Here is a 23,883-nt window from a genome sequence, read left to right on the forward strand (position 1 = left end):
ATGCGGAACCTACTCCACCTTGCCGATCTTCTTCACCGCCGCGATCAGCCGCGCGCTGTCGGCCGCCACGAATTCGGAGAAGGCCGGCGCGTCCTGATAGGCGACGAGACTGCCTGATGTCTCGAATGCCTTGAGCACGTCGGGGCTCGTCATCACCTGCGCCATCGCCTCGCGCAGCCGGCTGACGATCGGCGCGGGAAGAGAGCTCTGCGCAAAGAGGCCGGCCCAGATGTACATCTCGACGTCCTTGTAACCGAGCTCCTGGAAGGTCGGCACGTCCGGGAAACTCGCAACGCGCTGCGCGCCGCAATTACCGAGCACGCGCAGCTTGCCGTCGTCGACCTGCGGCTTCAGCGTGCCGGGCGCGGCCGCGATCGCCTGCACGGTGCCGCCGAGCAACGCGGTGAGCGCAGGACCGGCGCCGCGGAACGGCACGTGCAGCAGCTTGATGCCAGCGCTGTTTGCGAACATTTCCATCGCCACATGCAGCGTACCGTAGGGGCCGGACGAGCCGTAGGTGATCTGGCCCGGCCGCTTCTTCGCATCCTCGATGAAATCCTGCGCTGTCTTCCACGGTGCCGAGGCCGGCACCGCGAGTAGCGTCGGATCGGCCAGCACGCGCGCGATCGGCATGAACTGCGAGACCTCGTAGGCAACGGGACGATCGAACAGCCGGTCGGCCTCCGGCAGCACCGCGAGCGAGGACAGCGTCATCAGCAGCGTGTAGCCGTCGGGCTCGGCGCGTGCCGCGGCGGCATTGCCGACCGATCCGCCGCCGCCGCCGGCGCGATTGTCGACGATGACGGGCTTGCCGAGGATCCGCTCCAGCGCCATCGCTACGGGGCGCGCCGCGAGATCGGCCTGGCCGCCGGCCGGAAACGGCACGATCATGGTGATGTTGCGCACCGGATAGGCTTGCGCGAGGGCCCTGTCCGGTACAGCAGCCCGCAACAGCGGCATTGCCGCAACGGCGCGCAAAAGATCGCGTCGATCCATGTGCCTCCCCAGATTTTCTTTGTTTCTCCGGCCAGCCTAGCGTGGCGACCGGCAATAACAAGCCGTTAACCAGGCATTAACCATGTCCGACCGGGTGCGGAACGCATCGGCGGACCTGCGGGTTGCCCTTGCCGGGAGGGAGTGATGTGCAATCTTGGGACTATCGACGTCGCCCTGGACGAGATGCTGGTCAATCTCGCCGCGATCGTCTTGCGGCTTTCGGAACCGGACGCGACGCGAACACCGGAAGCGCGGCAGGCCCTGGCGAAGTCCGTCCATCAATACGCGGTTTGCGCGGCCCACTCGACCGACCCGCGTGTCCACGAGTTGAAGACGCGATTGGAGGGAACGCTGAAGCCGAATCTCCGCATCGTCGCGATCAACGGCGTGAAGGTGTCGTAGCCACACGCCGTCGTTGCGAGGATCCCTTGCGACCAAGCCATCCAGAATTCCCTCGGCGGTGACACTCTGGATTTGCTTCGCCGCGCTCGCAATGACGAGATAGTCGGGACCGCTCTCCCTACGCTCCCTTCACCTTCCCGCGCGGCCGCCGCTTGCAGGTGCCGGGCAGGTTGGCTGCGAGGAAATCGCCGAGCGCTTCGACGCGTGCGGGACGCGGGCCGCCGGGTGGCGTCACCAGGTGCACGGCGCCTTCGGCCTGCTTCCAGTCCTTCAGGATCACTTCGACGGCGCCGGAAGAGATGGCCTCGCCGACGATGAATTCGGGCAGCTCGGCGATGCCGAGGCCGGCGATCAATGACGGCATCACGGCTTCGCCGTTGTTGACGCGGAGCGGGCCGCCCGGACGCACGCTGGCCTGCTCGCCGGCCGAATTGGTGTAATGCCAGATGTTGGGCGTCGACATGTAGGCGTAGCTGAAGCATCTGTGCTCGGCGAGATGCATCGGATGCGTCGGCCGGCCGTGACGCTTCAGATAGGACGGCGCCGCCACCGTGAAGCGCGGCATGGTGAAGAGCCGGCGCGCGATCAGCGAGGAGTCCGGCAGCCGCGCGATCCGCACCGCCATGTCGAACCCTTCGCCGATCAGATCCACGGTCGCATCGCTTAAGTGCAGATCGACCGAGACTTCCGGATAGGCCTTGAAGAACTCCGGCAGCAGCGGCGCCACCGCCTTGATGCCGAACGTCATGGGCACGGCGAGCCGCACCAGGCCTCGCGGTGCGACCGATTGCGCGAGCGCCTCGTTCTCGGCCGCCTCGCCATCGGCAAGCAGGCGCGTCGCCCGGTCGGCGAGCTTGTGGCCGGCATCGGTCAACGCGAGCCGGCGCGAGGTGCGGTTGAACAGGCGGGCGCCGAGCCGCTCCTCCAGCCGGGTCACGGCTTTCGACACCGTCGCCTTGGACATCGTCAGCTCGCTCGCGGCCCCCGCAAACGACCGTAACTCCACGACTTTTGCGAAGATTGCGAGCGCCTCGAAATCGGGGAGTTTTGCCATCGATCAACCCGTCTCGGTGAATTTCAGGAAACAATGCGTTTCAACAGTTTCTATTTCTATACCACAGGCCGAGGCTTATCCAAGGCCAATCGCAAATCCACGGAATGGAGAAATCCAATGACCAAGAAGCTCTCAGGCAAGGTTGCCCTCGTCACCGGCGGCTCGCGCGGCATCGGCGCGGCATCCGCACGCGCTCTCGCCGATCAGGGCGCGGATGTCGCCATCAGCTATGTCGCTTCGCCGGACAAGGCGGAAGCCGTCGTCGCGGAATTGAAGGCCCGCGGTGTCAAGGCCCGTGCCTACAAGGCCGATCAAGCCTCGGCCAAGGAGGTCGATCAACTGGTCAGGAGCGTCGGCAACGATTTCGGCCGGTTGGACATCCTCGTCAACAATGCCGGCGTCGCCGTCGGTGGACTGATCGACGATCCTTCGACCGACACCGCCGCACTTGCACGCCAGGAAGACATCAACGTGCACGGCGTGGTCGCCGCGATCCGCGCGGCCTCGAAGCTGATGGGTGAAGGCGGCCGCATCGTTACGATCGGCTCCGGTATTGCCACGCGCGCCTCGTTCCCCGGCCTCGCCGACTACGCGGCAACCAAGGCTGCGATCGTCGGCTACACCAAGGGCGCTTCCCGCGACCTCGGACCGCGCGGCATCACGGTCAACGTGCTGCAGCCGGGTTCGATCAATACGGACATGAACCCGGACGACGACCGCGAATTCGCCGACGCACAGCGCAAGCAGCACGCTCTGCAACGCTTCGGCACTGCGGAAGAGATCGCGGCCGGCGTGGTCTTCCTCGCAAGCCCGGAAGCCTCCTTCGTCACCGGCACCGTGCTCAACATCGACGGCGGGTTTGGCGCCTGAACAAGGCGTCACGCGTCCAACCCAAGGAAGTACGCAAATGATCGAACTCAGACCTTTCGCAAAGCTCGGCGGCGCCGACCATGGCTGGCTCAAGGCCAAGCATCACTTCTCATTCGCAAGCCATTACGACCCGAACAACATGGGTCATGGCGCCTTGCGGGTGTGGAACGATGACGAGATCGCGCCGAACACCGGCTTTCCCGCCCACCCCCACGCCAACATGGAGATCATCACCTATGTGCGCGAGGGCGCGATCACGCACCAGGACAGCCTCGGCAACGAGGGCCGCACTGAAGCGGGCGACGTCCAGGTGATGAGCGCCGGCAGCGGCATCCGCCACTCCGAGTACAATCTCGAGCCGACCCAGACGCGGATCTTCCAGATCTGGATCGAGCCGACGCAACGCGGCGGACAGCCGACCTGGGGCTCGAAGCCTTTCCCCAAGGCCGACCGCTCCGGCAAGCTCGTCACCATCGCGAGCGGCTTCGAGAATGACACGGACGCATTGCCGATCCGCGCCGATGCGCGGGTGCTCGCCACCACGCTGAAGGCGGGCGAGAGCGCCGAGTACGCGCCGCAGAAGTCGCGGCATCTCTACCTCGTGCCCGCGGCGGGTGCCGTCGAGATCAACGGCGTGCGCGTCAACGCCCGCGACGGCGCGGCGATCCGCGACGAGGACCGGCTGAAGATCACGGCGCTCGAAGACTCCGAGCTCGTGCTCGTCGACGCGGCTTGACGATTCAAACGACCGATCATCTCACCAATCCCAACGGAGACCACCATGACCAAAGTTCTCGTCCTCTATTATTCCGCCTATGGCCACATCGAGGCGATGGCCAATGCCGTCGCCGAAGGCGCGCGCGAGGCGGGCGCCACCGTCGACATCAAGCGCGTGCCGGAGCTGGTGCCGGCCGAGGTCGCGAAAGCCTCCCACTACAAGCTCGACCAGGCCGCGCCCGTTGCCAAGATCGAGGATATCGCCAATTACGACGCGATCATCGTCGGTACCGGCACCCGCTTCGGCCGGATGGCCTCGCAGATGGCGAACTTCTTGGACCAGGCCGGCGGGCTATGGGCGAAGGGCGCGCTGCACGGCAAGGTCGGCGGCGCCTTCACCTCCAGCGCGACCCAGCATGGGGGCCAAGAGACGACGCTGTTCTCGATCATCACCAACTTGCTGCATTTCGGCATGGTCGTGGTGGGCATGAACTACGGCTTTGCCGGCCAGATGAAGCTCGACGAGGTCACGGGCGGCGCGCCCTACGGCGCCACCACGATCACCGGCGGCGACGGCAGCCGCCAGCCCAGCGCCAACGAGCTCGCCGGCGCGCGCTATCAGGGCCGGCAGATCGCGGAGACGGCCAAAAAGCTGCATGGCTGATGCGACACGGGCGGCATTCTCCTTCGGGACTGCCGCCCCACATGCATGAGCAGGATATTTGACCCGAAGCGAGACGAATGGCTTTCGAACTCTTGTTGATCGCGCAGATGATCCGCAAGCCCGCACAGGCGTTGGCACGGCGATGGTATTGCCGCAGCCTGTTCCGCGCTTCGCGCGGCCGGTTTCACTGCGCCGGGTGCACGGGATCGTGAGACGGCAATCGCCGTTACACTTGCGTGATGCCGGCGTGAGGCTGGACTAGCTCTGTCCTCATGGGGGGCGGCGCCGTCGACAGCCACCAGCCCTCGCCGGCAAACCAGCAGGTCTCGTCGGGAGCGCCCTCTCGCCGCAGCGACTGCACGCCCTCCCATCCTGTCGCGAACTCATCTGCCAATCGACGGGCGGCATCCGCATTCTGCAATCCCGCACAGCCGATGAACTGGGCGCGGCTGAGGAATTTCGCCGGCCAGATCGCGCCGTCATCCGGGCGGGTAATCATCAACATGCCGCCGGGCGTGCCTTCGGGCGCCAGCGGAAACACCAGCCGCCCGCCGGGTCGCAGCGCCTCGAGCCATTCCGCGGCCGGCTGCGCCGCGCCCGCGCAGACATAGATCACGTCGGCAGCCGGCAGATCGGAGGCGATACCCGAACGGTCGCGCACATCCGCATGGGCGACATCCTCTAGATTTTCGCGCGCAAGTCCCGCCAGGCGCTCGTCGATCTCATAGGCGTGGACGCGGCCGCGGGGTCCGACGAGATGCGCGAGGATCGCGGTGTAATAGCCGCTGCCCGCGCCGATCTGGATCACGGTCTCGCCCTCCCTGACGGCGCAGCCGGTGAGCCAATAAGCGTGTGCACTGGGCATGCCGATATTGAGGCCACGGACCGGATCCAGCGCGAGCAGCGCGTTCTGATAGAGAAAGGCCGGATCATCATCGGGCGTTACCACGTAAGGATGACCGCCGAAACAGATCGACCACGGCCCGGGCCCAACGAAAGGCTCGCGCCTGACGGTCCGAAAGGCCTCCTCGAGACGCGGATCCGTGGCTTTCGCCGCCGCACAGATCAACCGCGCGTAGAACGCGCGATATTTGGCCGAACGATCTTCCATGTCGCCTCCGGGAAATGAGGGCGAGGATAACACAACGTCTGCGACAATCCAATGGTCATGCAACCCGGAGTTATTGTCCGGTTTCAGCGTCCGCCCTTGTCCATCGCCCGCGCCGCAAGAGCGGCGAGCCTGGGGTGACGACGCAGGCCCTGGGCGGCGTGGTCGCGCCAGGCAAGAGGCAGCCCGCGCCAGGACAGCGCGACGCTGGCATCGGTCAGCGGCACCTGCTCGGCGCCAAGCCGGCGCTTGTAATCCTGATTGCCGATGCTGAGATCGAAGCGGCGCACGCCCTGAGCATGCAGCGCCGACATGGTGCGTTCGGCCACCAGCAGTCCGGGCGAGCAGCTCGACCAGGAATCGCCTGCGTGGCTGATGCGCAGCAGGAAATAGGTCGCTCCGTATCTCACGCCGAGCGTGGTGGCGACGATGGCTGCGTCGCATACCAGTGCCGAGATGACGGCATAGCCTTCTGCGACACCCTGGCGAGCAACCTCGCGATAGAAGCGGGCATGGGTGTCGTCGTTGAGAACGAAGCGCGAGCCGAGCTTGCGCATCCGTGCCTGCTGCTGGACGTCCATCACATCCAGCAGCTCGCGCGTCCGCGCGGGGTCCGTGGCAATCTCGAACCGCGCACCGGCGTGACGGCTGAAGACGCGCCAGCAGCGCGGCATCTGCATGCGCTTGATCGAGGCCCGATAGTCCTCATAGTCGTCGCCCATGAGCACGAGATTGCCGTTGACCGAGCACGATCCGGCGCGGCCGAGCGACACCAGCGGGTTCGGCTTGCCGCCGACCTGCGCCGGCATCTTCTTCAGGCGCAGCAGGTCGAAGCGGTCGGGCAAGGCGCGCAACGATTCGACCAGGGCCTTGCCGATCGCATCCATCGCTGCCGGATCCAGCGCCGCATCAAGCGCCAGGATGGGCGCGTTGTTGTCGGAGACGCCAAGGTCGGCGAACTCGACGATGCGGATACCGCGCCTGACATGACTGATCATCGGCACGAGCGCGATGTCCTTCCCCGTCGCGGCATCGGAGATCACGGCGATCAGCGGCTCGGCCTTGGCAAACGCTTCGTACCAGGCGCCGAGCCAGTAATCATGCTGGAAAGCCGTGCGATGGCCGGCATTCAGGCGCGATGCAGCCTGCCGCCACTCACGCAGGAAATCGACCGCGATTCCGACGTGCTGGACACGAGACCATCTGGCTGCTCGACGCTGAGAAACGTCATCCCCGGGACATATGATTACTGAGTGTTTCGAGATAGATTATGTTTTGTCGCAGGCTACAAGCGACGTTGCGGCTTATCGTTAAGCCGGTGCCACCACAGTTCCGCGACTGCGACAAGCTGTCAGTGTTGGGGTTCCGTCTGGTCGACGCACTGGAACCTGGCGAGAAAGTGCAGGCCCGCCACCGCCAAGGCGAACATGAACCAGATCGGATTCTGCCGTTCGAGCAGGAAGGTCTCGGTGGCGCCGTAGTAAAGGCCGAACAGCCAGACAGTCAGGAACAGCCTTGCCAGTGCACCGCTGCGATTGTGAGCCTGGGCCGTCTGGAAATTGTGGAGCGGCGCGAGCACGAAGACCAGGATCACCAGCGCCAGCCCCGGCAGGCCGATCGTGACCGCGAGGTCGAGATAGGAGTTGTGGCTGTGTGCCGCTGAGGTCGCCCACTCGGCGCCCTCGGCGGTCTGCCGCGCGGTGACGTCTTCCCAGAAGGCCGCGTAGCCGTGGCCAATGACCGGCTTTTCGGCGGCCGCCGCGAGCGCGAACTCCCAGATGGCGGAACGGCCGGTGAAGGTGGGATCGAGCGGAAGCAGCCGCGTCATCGCCCCGAGCGACGGGCTGAGCACGCTGCCCACCGTCAGCAGGTTCATCGCGATCAGCGGCACGAAGCAGATGAGCCGCTTGAGCCACAGGCTGCGCGTGACATAGACCAGCGCGGCCAGCGCGTAGATCGCAAGGCACAACACCGAGGAGGTCTTGCCGCCGGTGAAGATCAGGAAGATGCCGGCGAGCGCGGCGATCGCCGGCCCCATCACGAACGACCCGACGGCGGACAGGTAGATGCCGACATAAACCAGCACGGTCATCACCGGCGAAGCGACGTTCTTGTGGCCGAAGCTGCCGCGCCAGTCGCCGGCGAGCTGCGGCTCGGTGACGTCGAGCGCGGTGTGGATCGAATATTGCGGGGCGAGAACGACGCCGAGGTAGCACAGTGCAAGCAGCGCGAGTGCGACGGTGCCGAGGCACACATTGAAGCTGCGCTGCGTCGGCGGCAAGAGCGGCAGCAGAACGGCGAGCGCCGTCACGCTGGCCGCGAGCACGAAACGCTGCATCGAGACGCCGCGGCTCTCGGAGAAGACGATGTTGATCATCAGCCAGGCGACGAGACACACATGCAGCGGCCTCACCAGGCTCCTCAGCGCGGGCGCATCCGTGACCGCGACGAGCAGCACCGCAACCGCAGCCAGAAGCCCCCAGGCAACGTAGGTGAGTGCCATGCGTCCGCCGACGGCGGTGGCCGCGTCCTCGCTGCGCAGGTCGGGAAACGGATCGAGCGTCACCAGGATGAGAAGCAGGGCCGCAATCGCGACGAGACAGCGCGCCGCCCGCGCGGCATTCAGCCCGGCAAGGCCGTCGCGCAGGAGGCTGGCGAGCGATGGAGCCTCGACGTCAGTGGTGTCAGCGGCGCTGCGATCCATGGCTCAAGGCAGGGGGTGAAGCCGGCGGAAGCCTCACGTCGTACCTCATCCCCATTAACCAACCGTCAACCAGCACGCAGCTCTGCGGCCGAGCAGCTCTGTCGCGCCCCGTCGACATTTCTGCAGGCTCGATGCCGTCGGCTTAACGTTACTCGAGGAAACCGGCGCCGTGCAGGCCTTGTCCGCAACGATTTCCCGGCAATGCGAGTATCATCCGCCGCGAGGTTTCGATCGCTGGTTCCACCAGCTCGCCAGAATGCGACCCGGTTAACAGTTCATTAAAGACGAGCCGCCGCTTGATCACCGCCGAAGACATTCTCGAATTGCCGACCTCCTCTCGCGCCGCGACGCCGGCGCGTCTGCCGCTGCAGGTCGGCTCGACAACGGCGGTGTCCGTGGTCATTCCCGCCAAGAACGTTGCGGCCTATATCGGCGAAACGCTGGCCAGCGCGCTCGCACAGGACGAGGTGGGCGAGGTGATCGTCGTGGACGACGGCTCGACCGACGAGACCGTCGCGATCGTTCGCGCCATCCGTGACCCGCGGCTGCACCTGATGCGCAACGACGCCGCCGGGGTGTCGGCCGCGCGCAATCTCGGGGCGCGGCATGCGAGCGGCGAGTGGCTGCTTTTCCTCGACGCCGACGACCGCCTGCGCCCCGGCGCGGTGGCGGCCCTGCTCGCGGCAGCCCGCGGCGCGCCGCGCGCGGTCCTCGTCTATGGCGACTACAACACGATCGACAACGAGGGACGGCAGATCGGCCGGCGCGACCTGCTGAAAGGACGCCGCAAGCCCTCGGGCGACGTGCTGGCGCGACTCGCAGCCGGCAATTTCATCGTGAATGGCGGCATCGCGCTCGCACGCGCCGAGGCCTTCCGCGCCGTCGGCGGCTTCGATACCTCGCTGAGATATTGCGAGGACTGGCATTGCTGGTGCCGCCTTGCCGCAATCGGCGAGTTCGAGTTCGCACCGAAGCTGCTGCTCGACTACCGCCTGCACACCGCCAACACCATGAACGCGGCGGTGCGGACGCCGACGGATTTCTTTCCCGCGATCGCGCGTGTCTTCGACGACGGCCTGATCCTGGCGAGACTGCCCGCAGGCACGGCAGCCGGGCTGCGCCTTGCCGCGGAGATTCACCTCGTCACCTATTCGGCGATGCAAGCGGTCCGCTTCGGCCGGTATCGTGACGCCCTCGGCTATCTCGCGATGGTGGGCCGGCGCTCACTCAAGGCGCTGCCGGGCGCCGCGGCCAGGACAGCTCTCGCCCGCTTCGGCATCTAGCCCTTCTCTGCAGCGTCAGGATACGATCTTCGAGGCTTCATAGGGCTTCGGCTCGATGCCGAATGCCGCCAGCATGGAGCCGAACGCGACCAGCGCAGGATGCATGGCGACCACCGCCTTCGACGTCGCCAGCAGACGCGCCGCACGCAGCAGCGACAGCGGCAGCCGACCGAGCATCTGCGCGAACACCCGCGCCCGCGCCGCCACGCCCTGCGCGGCCTTGTACTGCACCCGATAATTGATCGCGCCGATTCGCAAGGCCCGTTTGGCGATCCAACTGAGTCTGGTGCGGTTCTGCGGCACGCTCTCGGTGATCACCGCCTCCGCCGTCCAATGAAACAGCATGCCGGCGTCGCGGCACCGCACGAAGAAATCGCAATCGCCGCCGCCGAGGAAGTTGAAGCGCAGATCGAACGCGGGCTTCTCGAATCGCTCGAACGCGGCGCGGGTGATCAGGCAATTGCCGCAGCCATAGATCAGCGGCACCGCGCCGCTGTAATCATAGGCCGGGCAGAAGGCGGGATGACGCGCGAGCCACGGCTTGCTGTCGTCGGCGAAGACCGGCAGCACCGGGCCGCCGACGATGTCGGCGCCGGTCGCCTCCGCGGTGCGGACCATCAGCTCGAGCCAGTCGCTCGACGCGATCTCGTCGTCGTCGATCATCAGGAAGCGGGTCGCGGCGGGAAACAGCGCCTGCGCCGTTTCGAACGCGGCGTTGATCGCCTGGCAATTGCCCTGCCGCTGCTCGACGAGGCAGATGCCCTGGAGCCTGCCGTCGGCAAGATACTCCGCAGCGACCGGCGCGCTCTCGCGCTTTGCAGCGTCGTTCTCGACCATGACGACGGCAAAGGAACGCGGGGTGCGCTGGCTCACGAGCGAGTCCAGCGTCAGCCGCAGATGCTGCGGGCGGCGGAAGCAGGGGATGCAGACGACGATGCCGACCGACAGGTCGATGACGCGGGAGCTCGCGACGATTTCCCGGTTGGGATCGCGCACGGCATCCGATATCCGGCTGGCGGACAGGTCTGTCGGGATCAGCGTCATGACGTTCTAGATGTCCGAGATTTATTGAAAAAGCCCTGCGTCAACCGCGGTCCGCGTTGTTCTGTCACGGCACATCACCGCGGGACAGATGCGTCCCAAATGAGCGGCCGGCCTGGAAGCATTAGGACGGCAGCAGTTGCAGATCAGCTCGCATACATGCACTTAACCGCTTTCGCGCGTTTCTTCCGCAAATCCTCGCGAGCATGATAGTGCAATTCGCAGTCCACTACGCCGCGAGCGGGCCAACTTGGAGGATGCTGTAGTTAACGACGATGCGCATTAACCCGTCCGTAAGCACCGCGACCGGTGAACCGGGGCGGCATCGGATTTGCTCTTCGGGCATGCGAGCGTTTTCCTGTAAATTTGAATAGAAACAAGCGCGGTCAGAAAATATGAACAAGCCTGCCACGATCGATTTCGCGACAGCCACGGCGATCGACGCGCCCGCGACCACCGCACACGCCCAGGCGCTGCATGATCTGGTCGCCGGCGAAGCCCGCGACAGCCTGTTCGCCGTTCACGACGTGCTGCGTCGCGAGCTGCCACAGGGCCGGCTCGCCGTCTATGAAGCCGGCGGCGGCTCGTGCAGCGTTCTGCCGCCGGAATTGCTGAGCCGCAGCAAGGTCACCGTCGTCGACATCGACGCGGACCAGGTCCGCAACAACACATACGCGGACGAGGCCATCCTCGGCGACGTGCAGACCTACAGCTTTGCAAGCCAAACCTTCGATCTCGTGATCTGCTACAACGTGATAGAGCATCTGCCCCATGTCGACGCCGCACTCCTGAACTTCCGCGATTCGCTCAAGCGCGGCGGGATGATCCTGGTCGGCGCGCCCAATCCGCGCTCGCTGTCCGGCGTCGTCACCAAATATTCGCCGCACTGGTTCCACGTCTGGTTCTACCGGCACATCCGCGGCATCAAGGACGCCGGCCTGCCGGCGAGCCGCCGTTCCCCACCTTCTTCCATCCGCTGGTGACGCTGCCGCGACTGGAAGCGTTCGCAGCCGCCAATGGGCTCGAGATGATCTACCGCCGAGAGGTCGAGAGTCCGCGTTATCCCGAGATGCGCCGGCGCAAGCCGCTGTTCGCGGCGCTCGTCGATGCCAGCGCCGCCGTGCTCAACGCCGTGCTCCCGCGCGGGACCGACGTCCGCCGCGGTGATTATCACGTCATCCTGCGGAAAACCTGACGACCATGCGCGCGCAGTCCGTTGCGGCAAGAGCGGAGCCTCGCGGCCTCGTTGCGCGCGGTAACGAACCGTTAATCTCTGAGGGACCTCGGCGTCACTGCGACTCGCCAGGTGGCGGCATGCGCTTAAACGCTTTGTTTGCCATTTCGGTGAATAGTCCCTCAATGAGTATGGTTAATTTTCCCTGTTGCGTTGATTGGGCACCTATATCCCGGGTGCGTGGCGTAAAGCGAAGAGTAGCCCCTCAGCCCGCGGCCGTTGGAATGAAAGCTGGGGACCATGCTGGACTATAACCAGCCGATCGATCGGGCCCGACCGGAGGCTCCGCAACAGAGGCCTCAGGCCGGCTACAGTGCGCTGGAGCTGGTCGACCTGCTTTGGCGGCGGAAGATCGCAATTGCGGCCGCTGCCCTGCTCGGCGCGATGCTCGCGGTCACGGTCGGCAAAAGCCTGACGCCACGCTACACCGCCACCGCCCAGCTCTATGTCGACCCGCGCGAGCTCCAGCTCGTCGATCGCGAGCTCACGCCTCGCGCGCAGGACGTCACCGGCATGTCCATGGTGGTGGAGAGCCAGGCGCGCCTGATCACCTCCAACAGCGTGCTGCTCCAGGTGATCCAGCAGGCGGGTCTCGACAAGGATCCCGAATTCGGCGGCGGCGACGGCAGGAGCCTGACGTCGTCGCTGCTCGGCCTGATCGGCCTTCAGCCCCGCGCGCCCTCCGCCGCCGAGACGAAGGAAGTTCAGCTCGCGGCGCTCGAGGCGCTGAATCGGCACATCACCATCCGCAAGACCGAGAAGAGCTTCATCGTCGACATCGAGGTCTGGTCGACCGATCCGGCAAAGGCGGCGATGCTCGCCAACACGCTGACCAACGCCTACCTCGCGGAGTCCCGCAACTCGCAGGCCTCGGCCGCACGCCGCGCGACCAGCGACCTCTCCAGCCGGCTAAAGGAGCTGCGCGAGCGGCTGCGCAATGCCGAGACCGCGCTTGCGACCTACAAGGCGCAGAACAATTTCGTCGGCACCCAGGACGCATTGATCAGCGACCAGCAGCTCTCCGCGAGCAACCAGCGGCTGTCCGCCGCGCGCGCCGCGACGATGGATGCGCAGGCCCGGCTCGACCAGATCGAGGCGAGCCGGCGCACGGCGGCGGATGCCGGCGCAATCCCCGAAGCGCTGCAATCGCCGACCATCGCCAACCTGCGCGCCCAATATGCCGAGGCCCGCAAGAAATATGCGGAGCAGGCCGGCGAGCTCGGCCCGCGCCATCCGGCGCTGCGCCAGACCGAGAAGCAGGTCGAGGATCTCAAGCGCACCATCGGCGAGGAGATCGACCGCTTCGCCCAGTCGGCCAAGAATGATTTGACGCGGGCGCGGGATTACGAGGCCTCGCTGAACCGGGCGCTGGAAGCGCAGAAGCGGCAGAGTGTGCAGCTCAGCCAGGCCGCCGTGCGCCTGCGCGAGCTCGAGCGCGAGGCCGATGCCAGTCGCGATGTCTATCAATCCTTCCTCAAGCGCTCGCGCGAAACCGAGGAGCAGGAGAGCCTGAACACCTCGGCCGCCCGCGTCATCGGTGAGGCCACGGTGCCGCAGCGGCGTTCGTTCCCGCCCGCCATGAGCCTGTTCGCCATCATCGGCTTCGTCTTCGGCGCCATCGCTGCATCGGGCTGGTTCGCCGCGGCCGAGCTGCAGTTCGCCGGCGCGCCAGCACCTGCACCCGCTCGCCGTGAGCGTACACCGGCGCCGCAAGCTCCAGAGCCGCCGCGGGCCAGCGAGATTGCGCAGCCGCAGCAGGCTGCGCGAGCTCCGGAGGTCGCGCAGGCTCCGCCGGAAGTTGCCGCACCACCGCTGCAACCTTCAATGATCGAAAGACCCCTGATCGAAAAGCCGCTGATCGCGCGCCTCCAGGAAGCCGACGTCATCCATACGCTCGGTGCCATTCTCGCCACCGGCGGCGGCGTCGACCTGACGCGGCTGGGCTGGCCGACGCTGCGTCCCGGCTTCCCCCTGACGAGCCTGCTCAACGCCTGGCGCGACATGCGCGCGGCGGTGGCCCGGCGCTCCGGCGGCAAGGCGCTGCCGGTGATCGCGTTGCTCGGTCCCGGCGAGACCACCGGACGCAGCGTGACCGCGCTGAATTTCGCGCTCGCAGCCGCGCGCGACGGCACCCGCGTGCTGATGATCGACGCCGACCATCTGGCGCATTCGCTCTCGAACAAGGTCAACCGTAACGGCAAAAGCGAGCCGAGCAGGCTCGGCTGGCTCTCGAACGGCAGCAAGACCGCGCGCGAGATCAAGACGGTGAACGGCATCTCGGTACTGCCCGCCGCCGAAGCCGATGCCGGCAAGGCAGCCGAAGCCATCCGCAAGGCGATCGCGCAGGCGCGCTCCGCCGGCGGCTACGACCTCGTGGTGCTCGACGGTCCCGTGACGCCGCTCGCGGCCGGCGGCCGCAAGCTGCTGGACGAGGTCGATGGGCTGGTGGCGGTGCTGCCGACCAGCATGGACATCAACGATGGCCTGGAAGAGATCCTGAGCACGCTCGGCCGCGCCGAGAGCAAGCTCGTCGGCGTCGTGCTCGACGAGCTCACCCCCGCAACCCAAGCGCGCCAGCGAGGCAGACAATATGCTTGAGCGCCGCGTCAATCCGGAGGGACGGGCCGCAACCGCCGACGTGCCGCGGATCACCGTCGGCGGCCTTCGCATGGCCGCGCTCGACCTGGAAGCCACCGCCGATTTCATGATCGAGGCGACCGATCCGCAGCGTCGTATCGGGCGTCCGCTGTACCTGACCTCGGCCAACGGCGAGGTGCTGGCGCGCTGCTCGACCGAGCCGCAGACCGAACGCCTGTTCCGCATCGCCGATCTGATCAACGCCGATGGCCAGCCGCTGGTGGCGGCCTCGAAACTGCAATCCTGGTTCCCGCTGCCCGAGCGTGTCGCGACCACCGACCTCTTCCATGTCGTCGCGCACAAGGCCGAAGCGGTCGGCCGCACCTTCTACATGTTCGGCGCCAGCGAGGCGGAGAACGCCGCCGCGGTCGCGAACGTCCGCAATCTGTATCCCAACTTGAAGATCATCGGGCGCAGCCACGGCTATTTGCGCGGGGAAGCTCTGCGCGCGAAGGTCGAGGAGATCAACGCACTCGCACCCGATTATCTCTGGGTCGCGCTAGGCGTGCCCAGCGAGCAGGCATTCGTCGAGGAGTTCACGCCGCTGCTCACCAATGTTGGCGTTATCAAGACATCCGGCGGGCTATTCAACTTTTTGTCGGGAAGCCGGTCCCGCGCGCCGCAATGGATGCAGAAATTCGGACTCGAATGGGCTTGGCGCACATGGCTCGAGCCACGCCGCCTGTTCTGGCGCTATTTGACCACCAACCCCCGCGCGCTCTATCTTCTCTTCAGCCGCAAACGGCCCTTCAATCGCTGAGAGAAGAGTAGCATACGACATGACCGATCGACCGACTGTCCTCGTCACAGGAGGCGCAGGCTATATTGGCTCGCATGCCTGCCGCGCACTGATCGCCGCCGGCTATCAGCCCGTCGTTTATGACAATCTCTCGACAGGTCACCGCAACTTCGTCGCCGGCCCGCTCGTGACCGGCGATCTGCTCGATGGCGCGGCGCTGGCGCGCGCCTTCGCCGAACACAAGGTCACCGCCGTGATGCACTTCGCGGCCGCCAGCCTCGTCGGCGAATCCATGACCGACCCGCAGAAATATTACGTCAACAACGTGCAGGGCACCTTGTCGCTGTTGCAGGCGATGCGCAACGCCGGCTGCCATCGCATCGTGTTCTCCTCGACCGGCGCCGTCTACGGCAATGCCGATTCCAAGGAGCTGCCGGAAGATTTCCCCTGCGCGCCGATCAACCCCTACGGCGCATCGAAGTGGATGATCGAGCGCATGCTCGCCGATTATCGCGCAGCCTACGACTTCGGTGCCTTCTGCCTGCGCTATTTCAATGCCAGCGGCGCCGATCCCGCCGGCGGCATCGGCGAGTTGCGCGACAACGAGACCCATCTCATTCCGCGCGCCATGATGGCGCTGCAGGGCCATGCCGAGTTCGCCGTGTTCGGCGACGATTACGACACGCCCGACGGCACCGCGATCCGCGACTACATCCATGTCACGGACCTTGCCGCCGCGCATGTCGCGGCGCTGAAGCTGCTGGAAACGGGACATGCCGGCGGCAGCTTCAACCTCGGCACCGGCGCGGGCTTCTCGGTGCGCCAGATCCTCGAGGCCATCAGGCAGGAGACCGGGAGCGAGGTGCCGCACACGGTCAAGCCGCGCCGGGCCGGCGACCCCACCTACCTGGTCGCCGATCCCTCCGCTGCGCGAAAGGTTCTGAACTTCGTGCCGCGTCACTCCGATCTGCCGACGGTGATCCGCACCGCCTGGGCGTGGCACCAGAAGGCCCATCCGCTCAGGGCTCGTTAAGCAACCGTGACATCCGTACCTTGCCTGCCGTGCCTCCAAGCGGCTAAAATGCACATTCGCTGCCGCCGTTGGCGTATCGCGACGGCCGCATTTTTGGGCATCACCGACGACGAGGTCGGGATGCATGGCTCCCGCCGGTTGCGCGAGCCGATTTTTCCTGATGTCAGGACCACAGTTGAATCTGCGTCACGGCCCGCCATCAGGCGCGGATTCGAAGGAGTTTCGATTCAATGCATCAGGCTGCACGCCTGGAGTTCGAGCGGGTGATGGATGAGTTCGTTCGCTGGCACGTCGTGCCCGAGGACGAGCGCTCGCCCGCGCCTGCCTGGTGGTGGGGGCCCGCCATGGCGGTGGTCGACGATCAGGAGCCGATGAGCAGCGCATGGTGTGCCGAGCTCGGGCTGAACGAGGGCACGAGCTTCGCCGACGGCGCGCGCACGATTCTGGCGCTGTTCGTCGAGCAGACGTCGCTGACAGGACCCCAGGATTTCCCGAGCATCGCCGAGGGCGCGGATCACGACGTCCGTGAGCTGCACCCGCAGCCGTCAGACGACAGCGCCTTTCAGCCGTAGCGCCGCAGCCGCGGTGGCGACCGGATCCGGCTCGGGCTGGAGCGGCGGCGCAACAGGCAGGGCCATCGGCCGCAGCAGCTCGGCCATCTGCTTCGCCGGCAGCGGCTTGGAGATCAGAAAGCCCTGCATCTCGTCGCAGCCGTGGCTGCGCAGGAACGCCTCCTGCTCGGCGTTCTCGACGCCTTCGGCGACGACCGTCATGCCGAGCGCCTTGCCCATGCTGATGATCGCCTGCGCGATCGCCTGGTCCTCCGAATCCTGCGGCAGGTCGCGCACGAAGGAACGATCGATCTTGATGGTGTCGATCGGGAAGTGCTTCATCAGCGACATCGACGAATAGCCGGTGCCGAAATCGTCGATGGCAAGGCGGATGCCGCGGCTCTGGATCGCGTCGAGCACCTTGAGCGCGCGTCCGACATTGCGCATCATCATGCTTTCGGTGACCTCGAGCTGGAGCAGAACCGGCGACATGCCGGAGGCCGCCAGGGCCTCGTCGACGTCCTGCAGCAAATGCTCGTCGGCGAACTGCCGGGGCGACAGGTTGACCGCCATCGACAGCGGCAACAGGCCACGGCGCTGCCAGGCCATCGCCTGCGCGCAGGCCTCCCTCAGGACCCAGCGGCCGATCGGCACGATCAGACCGGTTTCCTCGGCGAGCGGGATGAACTGAGCCGGGGAGATGTTGCCGAGATCAGGATGTGTCCAGCGCAGCAGCGCTTCCACGCCGGTGATCTGGCCGGTCTCCATGTCCACCTTGGGCTGGTAGTTCAGCGAGAACTGCTCCCGCTCCAGCGCCCGGCGCAGCGCGCTCTCCAGCGACAGCCGCTCGATCGACTGCGTCGTCACTTCCTTGGAGAAGAAGCGGTAGCCGTTCTTGCCGTCTTCCTTGGCGAGATACATCGCCATGTCGGCGTTCTTGGTCAGAGTCTGCGCGTCGGAGCCGTTGGCCGGGTACATCGCGATGCCGATCGACGCCGTGGTATGGCACTCGTGACCGGCGAGCTCCATGGGTTCGGCCAGAGCCGTGAGCAGCCCGGTTGCGATGCGCTGGACGTCGCCGATCTCGCCGCACTGGTCGAGGATGACCACGAATTCGTCGCCGCCGAGCCGCGCCACCACGTCGCTGGCCCGCAACGCGCTGCGCAAGCGGTTCGCCACTTCGAGCAGCAGCAGGTCGCCGGCCTCGTGGCCGAGTGAATCGTTGATGACCTTGAAGCGGTCGAGATCGATGAACAGCACCGCAAAGCGGTGATCGTGACGCTGCGCGGTGTCGATCGCCGCGCGCAGCAGCTCGTTGAAGGTCTCGCGGTTCGGCAGGTCGGTCAGGCTGTCGTGCGAGGCGAGATACTCGATCCGCTCGTCCGCCTGGTTCTTCTCGTCGGCCCGATCGAAATTCTCCATCGCGAAGGAGACGTTGTCGGCCAGGCGCTGCAACAGCTCGACGAACTCTTCCGTGAAGGCGCCGGGCTCGGTCGACATGTAGAGCATGACGCCGACGGCACGGTCATGCACGATGAGCGGGAACGCCGCGCCCGACCGCGCGCCGTCACCGCGCACGATGGGATGGAAGACACGGACGCGATCGTCGTTGAGGTAGTCGTTGCTGATGCAGGGCTGGCGCGTGCGGAACGCCGTGCCGCTCATGCCGCGCCCCTCGGGACGCTCGGGATCGATGGAAAGACGGAGGTTGCGCGTGGTGTTCGCGGACGGTCCGGCCGCCGCCACGATGTCGAGCTGGTCGCTGCCTTCAACCGCCAGCGCGATCGTCGTCGAGGTGAATTTCGCGCCGTTCGAGGCGGCGAGGCAGACGAGGTCGAACAGCTCGGCGCGCGACTTGGCCCGCATGATCGCCTCGTTGGTGGCGCTCAACGCGGCGAACATGCGCGTCAGGCGTTCCTTCTGCGCCTCGGTGCGGGCCTTCTCCTCGGCACGGTCGAAATTGTCGAGCGCGAACGAGACGTTCTCGGCAAGCCGCCCCAGCAGTTGAATGAGATCCTGCGTGAACGCGCCCTCGTCCGGCGAGAGGAACAGCAACACGCCGACAGCCTCGCCACCGTTGCTGAGCAAGGGGAAGCAGGCGCCTGATTTCGTGCCCTGCATGCGCGCGATCTGGTGCCAGTGCGCGGTGCGGATGTCGTTGAGAAACTCGTTGGCGACGCAGGGCGCCCGCGTACGGAAGGACGTGCCGGTGAGCCCCCGTCCTTCCGGATCATCGGCCGAGGTCGAGTAGCGCCATTCCTTCATCTGGTAGCAGCTCTCGCCCTTGCTCATGGCGATGTCGAGATAGTGCCCCGTCGCATCCACCATGGCGATGGTCGCCGAGGAGAAGGTGCCACCGAGCACCGCGGCCTCGCAGACCACCTCGAACAATTCGGCGCGGGTCTTCACCCGCATGATCGCCTCGTTGGTCGCGCTCAGCGCCTCGAGCATGCCCCTGAGACGATTACGCTGCATTTCGGCCTTGGCCTTCGCCTCGGCACGGTCGAAATTCTGCAGCGCAAAAGAGACGTTGGCCTGGAGCTTGCGGAGCAGCTCGACGAGTTCGGGCGTGAAGGCGGCACGCTCAGGGGAGTTGAACAGGAATACGCCCTCGACCCGGTCGCCGTTGAACAGCGGCAGCGCCGCGGAGGACGCGATCCCCTTGCGGCGGGCGCTGTCCTGCCAAGGCGCGATCCGGTCGTCGGCGAGCAGGTCGTTGCTGACGGCGGGCTGGCGCGTGCGGAACGCGGTGCCGGTCAGCCCGCGTCCTTCCGCCACCTGCTCCGAGGTCGAGAACTTGAAGGTACGAACCAGGTCGGCATTCGGTCCGTAGCTGGCGATCACGCGCAGCAGCTCGGCGCGCTGGTCGACCAGCGCGATGCTGGCCGAGGTGAACTTGGCGCCTTTGGCCGTCGCCTCGCAGACGAGGTCGAACAGCTCGGATCGCGACCGCGCGTGCAGGATCGCCTCGTTGGTGGCGCTGAGCGCCGCATACATGCGCGCCAGGCGCTCTTCTTCCGCCGCGATCCTGGCCTTCTCGGCCTCGCGGTCGAAATTCTCGATTGCGAACGAGACGTTCTCGGCCATGCGCAGCAGCAGCGCGACGATCTCCTCGTCCTTGGCCCAGGAGCGGCTGATGAAGAACAGGAGCACGCCAACGCTTTGGCCATGCTTGATCAGCGGCGCGACCACGCAGGCGGCCGCGCCGGTGTTGACGTTGGCCTGCTCCCACGGCGAGCCCCTGGTCCGGCTGGCGAGATCGTCCTCGACGATGGCTTTCTGCGTCCGGAACACCTCGCCGGAGATGCCCTTGCCGTAGGGATTGTCCGGGTCGACCGAATAGCGCGCCTGGGTGACGAGCTCGAGGTTCTGCCCGGTGGCCGCGACCGGCTTCATCCAGTGCGAGTCCGGCTCGCGCAGCAGCACGATGGTCGCCAGCGACTTGCCGCTATGCACGGAAGCGTCGCAGACGAGCTGGTAGAGCTCCAGCTCGTTCTTGGCCCGCAGGATCGCTTCATTGGTGGCGCTGATGGCGCCGAACATGCGGTTGAGCCGTCGTGTCGCCCGTTCGCTGGCCTGACGCGCGGTCTCGCGCGCGAAATTCTCCAGCGCGTAGGAGATGTTGGCCGACATGCGCTCGAACAGCGACACCATCTGCTCGTTCAGCGAGTTGGGCTCGCTCCGCGTCACGTAAAGCACGCCGACGCTGTTGCCGTTGCAAAGCAGCGGCAACGCCGCCGCCGCACCGATATGCGCCTTGGTGGCCCCCTCGCGCCATGCCAGCGAGCGCGGATCGTTCAGATAGTCGTTGCTGATGCACAGCTTCCGATCGCGAAATGCCTCGCCGCCGACCCCCGATCCTTCCGGCGTGCCGGCCTCGGTCGTGATAACGAGCGAGCGCAGCCGCTGGGTATCGTCGCCGCAGCCGGCCGCAAAGTGCAGCCGCCGGCCATCGGGGCCCACCAGGAAGACGGCCACGGCCAAAAAGTCCCCGCTCGAAAAGCCGGCGTCGCAGACCTTCTGGTACAGCTCGTCCGGCGATCTCGCATAGAGGATCGCTTCATTGATGGCGCTCAGCGCCGCAAAGGTGCGCGCGAGTGTCGTCGACACGTCTCAGCTCCCGGGCATTCCTGCCCATTTCTCTCGGTGCCTGTATGAGCTGCGATCGCCTAAGCGGTGGTTATTCCGCCGCGCGAACCGCCGATCAAAGTGAACGAGCTGCGAACGAGCGGCGCCAAACTCCCGAAAATACCGCAGCGCGGTGCGAATCTTCGACCAAGGCGTGTTCCGTTTACGAATTTGCAGCCCTGTGTTGGTTTACGGGACGTTGATATCGCTCCCGCGCTTTGAGACGATGGCGCCCAACAAGCAGCCTGCTAAGGGCATCAAGCCGGGGAAACGCCATGCCGCTCGTCAAGGCCGACCGCCTCACGCGCATCAGCGCCGCCCTGCTCCAGGCGGCCGGAGCTTCCGAGGAAGAGGCCGACGCCGTCGCGACCGGCTGCGTCAACGCCAATCTCGCCGGCCATGACTCCCACGGCGTGATCGCGATTCCCACCTATATCGACCGCATCAAGGCCGGCCACATCGTGCCAGGCGCGAAATGGACCATCGTTCAGGAATCCCCGACCACGACCGTGATCGACGGCCATTGGGGCTTTGGCTTCCACGTCAATGCCAAAGCGATGGCGCTGACGATCGAGAAGGCGAGGACCGCCAACGTCGCCGCCTGCACCGTGTTCCGGCAGAGCCATGTCGGCCGCCTGGCCGCCTATCCCCTGATGGCGATGCGCGAAGGCATGATCGGGATCGCGACGGCCGACTCCGGCCGCTCGCCGAAACACGTGGCCCCGTTCGGCGGCAAGGAGGCGCGGCTCGGCACCAACCCGGTCTCGATCGCGGTGCCGTCCGACCTCGAGGCCCCGTTCTACCTGGACATGGCGACCTCGGCGGTCGCGGCCGGCAAGATCCAGCTCGCGGTCGCGCGAGGCGAGGAAATTCCCACCGGCTGGATCATCGATGCCGAGGGACGGCACACCACCGATCCCACCCAATATCGCAAGGGCGGCGCGCTGCTGCCGCTCGGCGGCACCGAGGGCTACAAGGGCAGCGGCCTCGCCGCCATGGTCGAGGTGCTGTGCGGCCTGCTCACCGGCCTCGGCTTCGGTGTCGAACCGACGGGGCGGCACAATGACGGCTGCTTCATGGCCGTGTTCAACGTCGCCGCGTTCCGTCCGCTGCAGGAGTTCAAGCGCGAGGTCGCCGACTTCGCCCGCTATCTGAAATCGACCCCACCGTCGGAGGGCAGCGCGGGCGTCTACTATCCCGGCGAGATCGAGGGCGTGCGCGAGCAGCAGCGCCTGCGCAACGGCATCGAGATCGAGGATGCGACCTGGGACAAGCTGCGCACGCTGGCGCGCGAGTACCGGCTCGATACGGTCCTTGGCCTCGCCTGACGCTATCAGGAGAACAGCAGCATGAATCGGCAGATGGTACTGGTCGGCTTCCTCCAGGCGCAAAACTGCACCAACCTGCCGAGCTCGTGGCGGCATCCGGATTCGCGCTCGGACTCGATGTCGGCGGATTACTATCAGGAGATCGCAAAAATCCTCGAAGCCGGCAAATTCCACATGGCGTTCTTCGACGATCGCCTGGCTATGCCGGACCGCTACGGCAACGACCACGCCCATACCGTCGAATACGGCATCCGCTGCGTGAAGATGGACCCGCTGATCGTGCTGACCACGATGGGCATGGTCACCGAGAGGCTCGGCCTGGGCGCAACCTGCTCGACCACCTATTACGAGCCGTTCGACGTCGCCCGCCGTTTCGCGACGCTCGACTTGATGTCGGGCGGGCGCGCGGGGTGGAACGTCGTGACGTCGCTGAACGACGGCGAGGCGCTCAACATGGGGCGCGATTCTCATCCCGAACATGATTCCCGCTACGACCGCGCCGATGAGTTCATGGAGGTCGTGCTCGGCCATTGGGACACCTGGGAGGACGGCGCGCTGATCATGGACAAGAAAAGCGGCCGCTTTGCCGATCCCACCAAGGTGAAGCGGCTCGATCACACGGGGCCGGCCTTCAAGTCCCGCGGGCCGTTCACCGTGCCGCGCTCGCAACAGGGCCATCCCGTGATCATCCAGGCCGGTGCCTCCGGCCGCGGCCAGCGCTTTGCCGGGCGCTGGGGCGAGGTGATCTTCACCGCCGCGCGCAACCTCGCCGCGGCCAAGGAAGGTTATGCGGCCGTGCGCAACGAGGCTGCGAAAGCCGGCCGCGATCCCGACCAGATGTCTCTCTGCAACCTGACGACGCCGGTCTGCGCCGCGACCAGGGCTGAAGCCGAAGACAAGATGGCGCTGATCGACAAGCTGCCGCTCGAGATCGACGCGCTGTCGCTGCTCGCCGAGGCCCTCAATTACGACTTCGCATCCAAGGATCTGGACGAGCCGCTGACGACGGAAGAATTGATGAGCATGCAGGGTATCCTGGGCATCCGCGACGGCGTGCTGAAGAATTCGGGCAAAAGCAATCCGAGCGCGCGCGACTTCGTCACCTTCTCCGGCCGCGGCCAGGTGCATGACGCCATGGTCGGCGGTCCCAGGGAGATCGCCGACAAACTCGAAGAAATGTTCGTCGAGCGCGGCTGTGACGGCTTCGTCATCGCCGCGACCTACGTGCCCGGCTCCTACGCCGATTTCGTCCAGCACGTCGTGCCGGAATTGCAGCGGCGCGGACTGTTCCAGAAGGACTATCGCGGCAAGACGCTGCGGGAAAATCTCGGGCTCAAGCGACCGGCAGCCGGCGCCTGGAAGCTGCAGCCGCGCGATGCCGCGGAATAACGGGA

17 protein-coding genes and 2 pseudogenes are annotated in these 23,883 nt (G+C 66.1%); 12 read left to right on the forward strand and 7 right to left on the reverse strand.

Annotated features, from left to right (window positions below; genetic code table 11):
- Positions 1-9: 9 nt before the first annotated feature.
- Complete coding sequence (locus ACNJYB_RS35260) at positions 10-996, reverse strand: tripartite tricarboxylate transporter substrate binding protein (RefSeq protein WP_439371226.1); 987 nt, start codon at positions 994-996, stop codon at positions 10-12.
- Between the two features lie 144 nt (positions 997-1,140).
- Here ACNJYB_RS35260 and ACNJYB_RS35265 point away from each other — a divergent pair, with 144 nt between their 5' ends.
- On the forward strand, positions 1,141-1,398 hold the full coding sequence (locus tag ACNJYB_RS35265) for a hypothetical protein (RefSeq protein WP_439371227.1): 258 nt from the start codon (positions 1,141-1,143) through the stop codon (positions 1,396-1,398).
- A 118-nt stretch (positions 1,399-1,516) separates the two neighbouring features.
- Here the strand turns inward: ACNJYB_RS35265 and ACNJYB_RS35270 are convergent, their stop codons facing one another.
- Positions 1,517-2,452, reverse strand: a complete 936-nt coding sequence (locus ACNJYB_RS35270; protein WP_439371228.1) for a LysR family transcriptional regulator — start codon at positions 2,450-2,452, stop codon at positions 1,517-1,519.
- Positions 2,453-2,569: 117 nt separating this feature from the next.
- On the opposite strand from ACNJYB_RS35270, the gene ACNJYB_RS35275 reads away from it, so the two are divergent.
- From ACNJYB_RS35275 to wrbA, 3 genes are read left to right on the forward strand one after another with little or no spacing between them, the layout of a single operon-like run.
- Complete coding sequence (locus ACNJYB_RS35275) at positions 2,570-3,322, forward strand: SDR family NAD(P)-dependent oxidoreductase (protein ID WP_439371230.1); 753 nt, start codon at positions 2,570-2,572, stop codon at positions 3,320-3,322.
- A 37-nt stretch (positions 3,323-3,359) separates the two neighbouring features.
- A complete protein-coding gene (locus ACNJYB_RS35280; RefSeq protein ID WP_439371232.1) occupies positions 3,360-4,058 on the forward strand; it encodes a pirin family protein in 699 nt (232 codons plus the stop codon).
- A gap of 45 nt (positions 4,059-4,103) precedes the next feature.
- Entirely contained in the window at positions 4,104-4,703 is a 600-nt protein-coding gene (wrbA, locus tag ACNJYB_RS35285; RefSeq protein ID WP_439371233.1) for an NAD(P)H:quinone oxidoreductase, read from the forward strand.
- A gap of 226 nt (positions 4,704-4,929) precedes the next feature.
- Here wrbA and ACNJYB_RS35290 read toward each other — a convergent pair whose 3' ends face one another.
- From ACNJYB_RS35290 to ACNJYB_RS35300, 3 genes and pseudogenes are all read right to left on the reverse strand, one after another.
- Positions 4,930-5,814: a protein-L-isoaspartate O-methyltransferase family protein gene (locus ACNJYB_RS35290; protein ID WP_439371235.1), complete on the reverse strand. Its 885-nt coding sequence runs from the start codon at positions 5,812-5,814 to the stop codon at positions 4,930-4,932.
- Between the two features lie 83 nt (positions 5,815-5,897).
- Positions 5,898-7,042 (reverse strand): annotated as a pseudogene (locus ACNJYB_RS35295) (GNAT family N-acetyltransferase).
- A 120-nt stretch (positions 7,043-7,162) separates the two neighbouring features.
- On the reverse strand, positions 7,163-8,515 hold the full coding sequence (locus ACNJYB_RS35300) for an O-antigen ligase family protein (RefSeq protein WP_439371237.1): 1,353 nt from the start codon (positions 8,513-8,515) through the stop codon (positions 7,163-7,165).
- 296 nt (positions 8,516-8,811) lie between these two features.
- Between ACNJYB_RS35300 and ACNJYB_RS35305 the strand changes: the two genes are divergently transcribed.
- Complete coding sequence (locus ACNJYB_RS35305; protein WP_439371238.1) at positions 8,812-9,798, forward strand: glycosyltransferase; 987 nt, start codon at positions 8,812-8,814, stop codon at positions 9,796-9,798.
- A 15-nt stretch (positions 9,799-9,813) separates the two neighbouring features.
- Here the strand turns inward: ACNJYB_RS35305 and ACNJYB_RS35310 are convergent, their stop codons facing one another.
- Positions 9,814-10,842: a glycosyltransferase family 2 protein gene (locus ACNJYB_RS35310; RefSeq protein ID WP_439371240.1), complete on the reverse strand. Its 1,029-nt coding sequence runs from the start codon at positions 10,840-10,842 to the stop codon at positions 9,814-9,816.
- Between the two features lie 392 nt (positions 10,843-11,234).
- Here ACNJYB_RS35310 and ACNJYB_RS35315 point away from each other — a divergent pair.
- From ACNJYB_RS35315 to ACNJYB_RS35335, 5 genes and pseudogenes are all read left to right on the forward strand, one after another.
- Positions 11,235-12,034: pseudogene (locus ACNJYB_RS35315) on the forward strand (class I SAM-dependent methyltransferase).
- A gap of 279 nt (positions 12,035-12,313) precedes the next feature.
- The gene (locus ACNJYB_RS35320; protein WP_439371242.1) at positions 12,314-14,671 is read left to right on the forward strand and encodes an exopolysaccharide transport family protein; all 2,358 of its coding nucleotides are present in this window, start codon (positions 12,314-12,316) and stop codon (positions 14,669-14,671) included.
- A complete protein-coding gene (locus tag ACNJYB_RS35325) occupies positions 14,664-15,470 on the forward strand; it encodes a WecB/TagA/CpsF family glycosyltransferase (RefSeq protein WP_439371243.1) in 807 nt (268 codons plus the stop codon). Before ACNJYB_RS35320 ends, ACNJYB_RS35325 begins: the two co-directional genes overlap by 8 nt.
- 19 nt (positions 15,471-15,489) lie before the next feature.
- Positions 15,490-16,482: a UDP-glucose 4-epimerase GalE gene (gene galE, locus ACNJYB_RS35330; RefSeq protein WP_439371244.1), complete on the forward strand. Its 993-nt coding sequence runs from the start codon at positions 15,490-15,492 to the stop codon at positions 16,480-16,482.
- A 230-nt stretch (positions 16,483-16,712) separates the two neighbouring features.
- Positions 16,713-17,054 carry a hypothetical protein gene (locus ACNJYB_RS35335; protein ID WP_439371245.1) on the forward strand — a complete coding sequence of 114 codons (342 nt, stop codon included), beginning with the start codon at positions 16,713-16,715 and terminating at the stop codon, positions 17,052-17,054.
- On the opposite strand, the gene ACNJYB_RS35340 is transcribed toward ACNJYB_RS35335, so the two are convergent.
- Positions 17,028-21,143 (reverse strand): bifunctional diguanylate cyclase/phosphodiesterase, encoded by a 4,116-nt coding sequence (locus tag ACNJYB_RS35340; protein WP_439371246.1) that lies wholly within the window; start codon positions 21,141-21,143, stop codon positions 17,028-17,030. The genes ACNJYB_RS35335 and ACNJYB_RS35340 overlap by 27 nt on opposite strands.
- A 293-nt stretch (positions 21,144-21,436) precedes the next feature.
- On the opposite strand from ACNJYB_RS35340, the gene ACNJYB_RS35345 reads away from it, so the two are divergent.
- Both ACNJYB_RS35345 and ACNJYB_RS35350 read left to right on the forward strand, forming a co-directional pair.
- Entirely contained in the window at positions 21,437-22,489 is a 1,053-nt protein-coding gene (locus tag ACNJYB_RS35345) for an Ldh family oxidoreductase (protein WP_439371248.1), read from the forward strand.
- A 21-nt stretch (positions 22,490-22,510) separates the two neighbouring features.
- Positions 22,511-23,878, forward strand: a complete 1,368-nt coding sequence (locus ACNJYB_RS35350) for an LLM class flavin-dependent oxidoreductase (protein WP_439371249.1) — start codon at positions 22,511-22,513, stop codon at positions 23,876-23,878.
- Positions 23,879-23,883: the final 5 nt, after the last annotated feature.

Source organism: Bradyrhizobium sp. SMVTL-02, assembly GCF_051853005.1.
GTDB lineage: Bacteria > Pseudomonadota > Alphaproteobacteria > Rhizobiales > Xanthobacteraceae > Bradyrhizobium.

Coding starts and splice junctions, on each gene's coding strand:
- ACNJYB_RS35260 (WP_439371226.1), bottom strand. CDS start 996: ATGGATCGACGCGATCTTTTGCGCGCCGTTGCGGCAATGCCGCTGTTG.
- ACNJYB_RS35265 (WP_439371227.1), top strand. CDS start 1,141: ATGTGCAATCTTGGGACTATCGACGTCGCCCTGGACGAGATGCTGGTC.
- ACNJYB_RS35270 (WP_439371228.1), bottom strand. CDS start 2,452: ATGGCAAAACTCCCCGATTTCGAGGCGCTCGCAATCTTCGCAAAAGTC.
- ACNJYB_RS35275 (WP_439371230.1), top strand. CDS start 2,570: ATGACCAAGAAGCTCTCAGGCAAGGTTGCCCTCGTCACCGGCGGCTCG.
- ACNJYB_RS35280 (WP_439371232.1), top strand. CDS start 3,360: ATGATCGAACTCAGACCTTTCGCAAAGCTCGGCGGCGCCGACCATGGC.
- wrbA (WP_439371233.1), top strand. CDS start 4,104: ATGACCAAAGTTCTCGTCCTCTATTATTCCGCCTATGGCCACATCGAG.
- ACNJYB_RS35290 (WP_439371235.1), bottom strand. CDS start 5,814: ATGGAAGATCGTTCGGCCAAATATCGCGCGTTCTACGCGCGGTTGATC.
- ACNJYB_RS35300 (WP_439371237.1), bottom strand. CDS start 8,515: ATGGATCGCAGCGCCGCTGACACCACTGACGTCGAGGCTCCATCGCTC.
- ACNJYB_RS35310 (WP_439371240.1), bottom strand. CDS start 10,842: ATGACGCTGATCCCGACAGACCTGTCCGCCAGCCGGATATCGGATGCC.
- ACNJYB_RS35320 (WP_439371242.1), top strand. CDS start 12,314: ATGCTGGACTATAACCAGCCGATCGATCGGGCCCGACCGGAGGCTCCG.
- ACNJYB_RS35325 (WP_439371243.1), top strand. CDS start 14,664: ATGCTTGAGCGCCGCGTCAATCCGGAGGGACGGGCCGCAACCGCCGAC.
- galE (WP_439371244.1), top strand. CDS start 15,490: ATGACCGATCGACCGACTGTCCTCGTCACAGGAGGCGCAGGCTATATT.
- ACNJYB_RS35335 (WP_439371245.1), top strand. CDS start 16,713: ATGCATCAGGCTGCACGCCTGGAGTTCGAGCGGGTGATGGATGAGTTC.
- ACNJYB_RS35345 (WP_439371248.1), top strand. CDS start 21,437: ATGCCGCTCGTCAAGGCCGACCGCCTCACGCGCATCAGCGCCGCCCTG.
- ACNJYB_RS35350 (WP_439371249.1), top strand. CDS start 22,511: ATGAATCGGCAGATGGTACTGGTCGGCTTCCTCCAGGCGCAAAACTGC.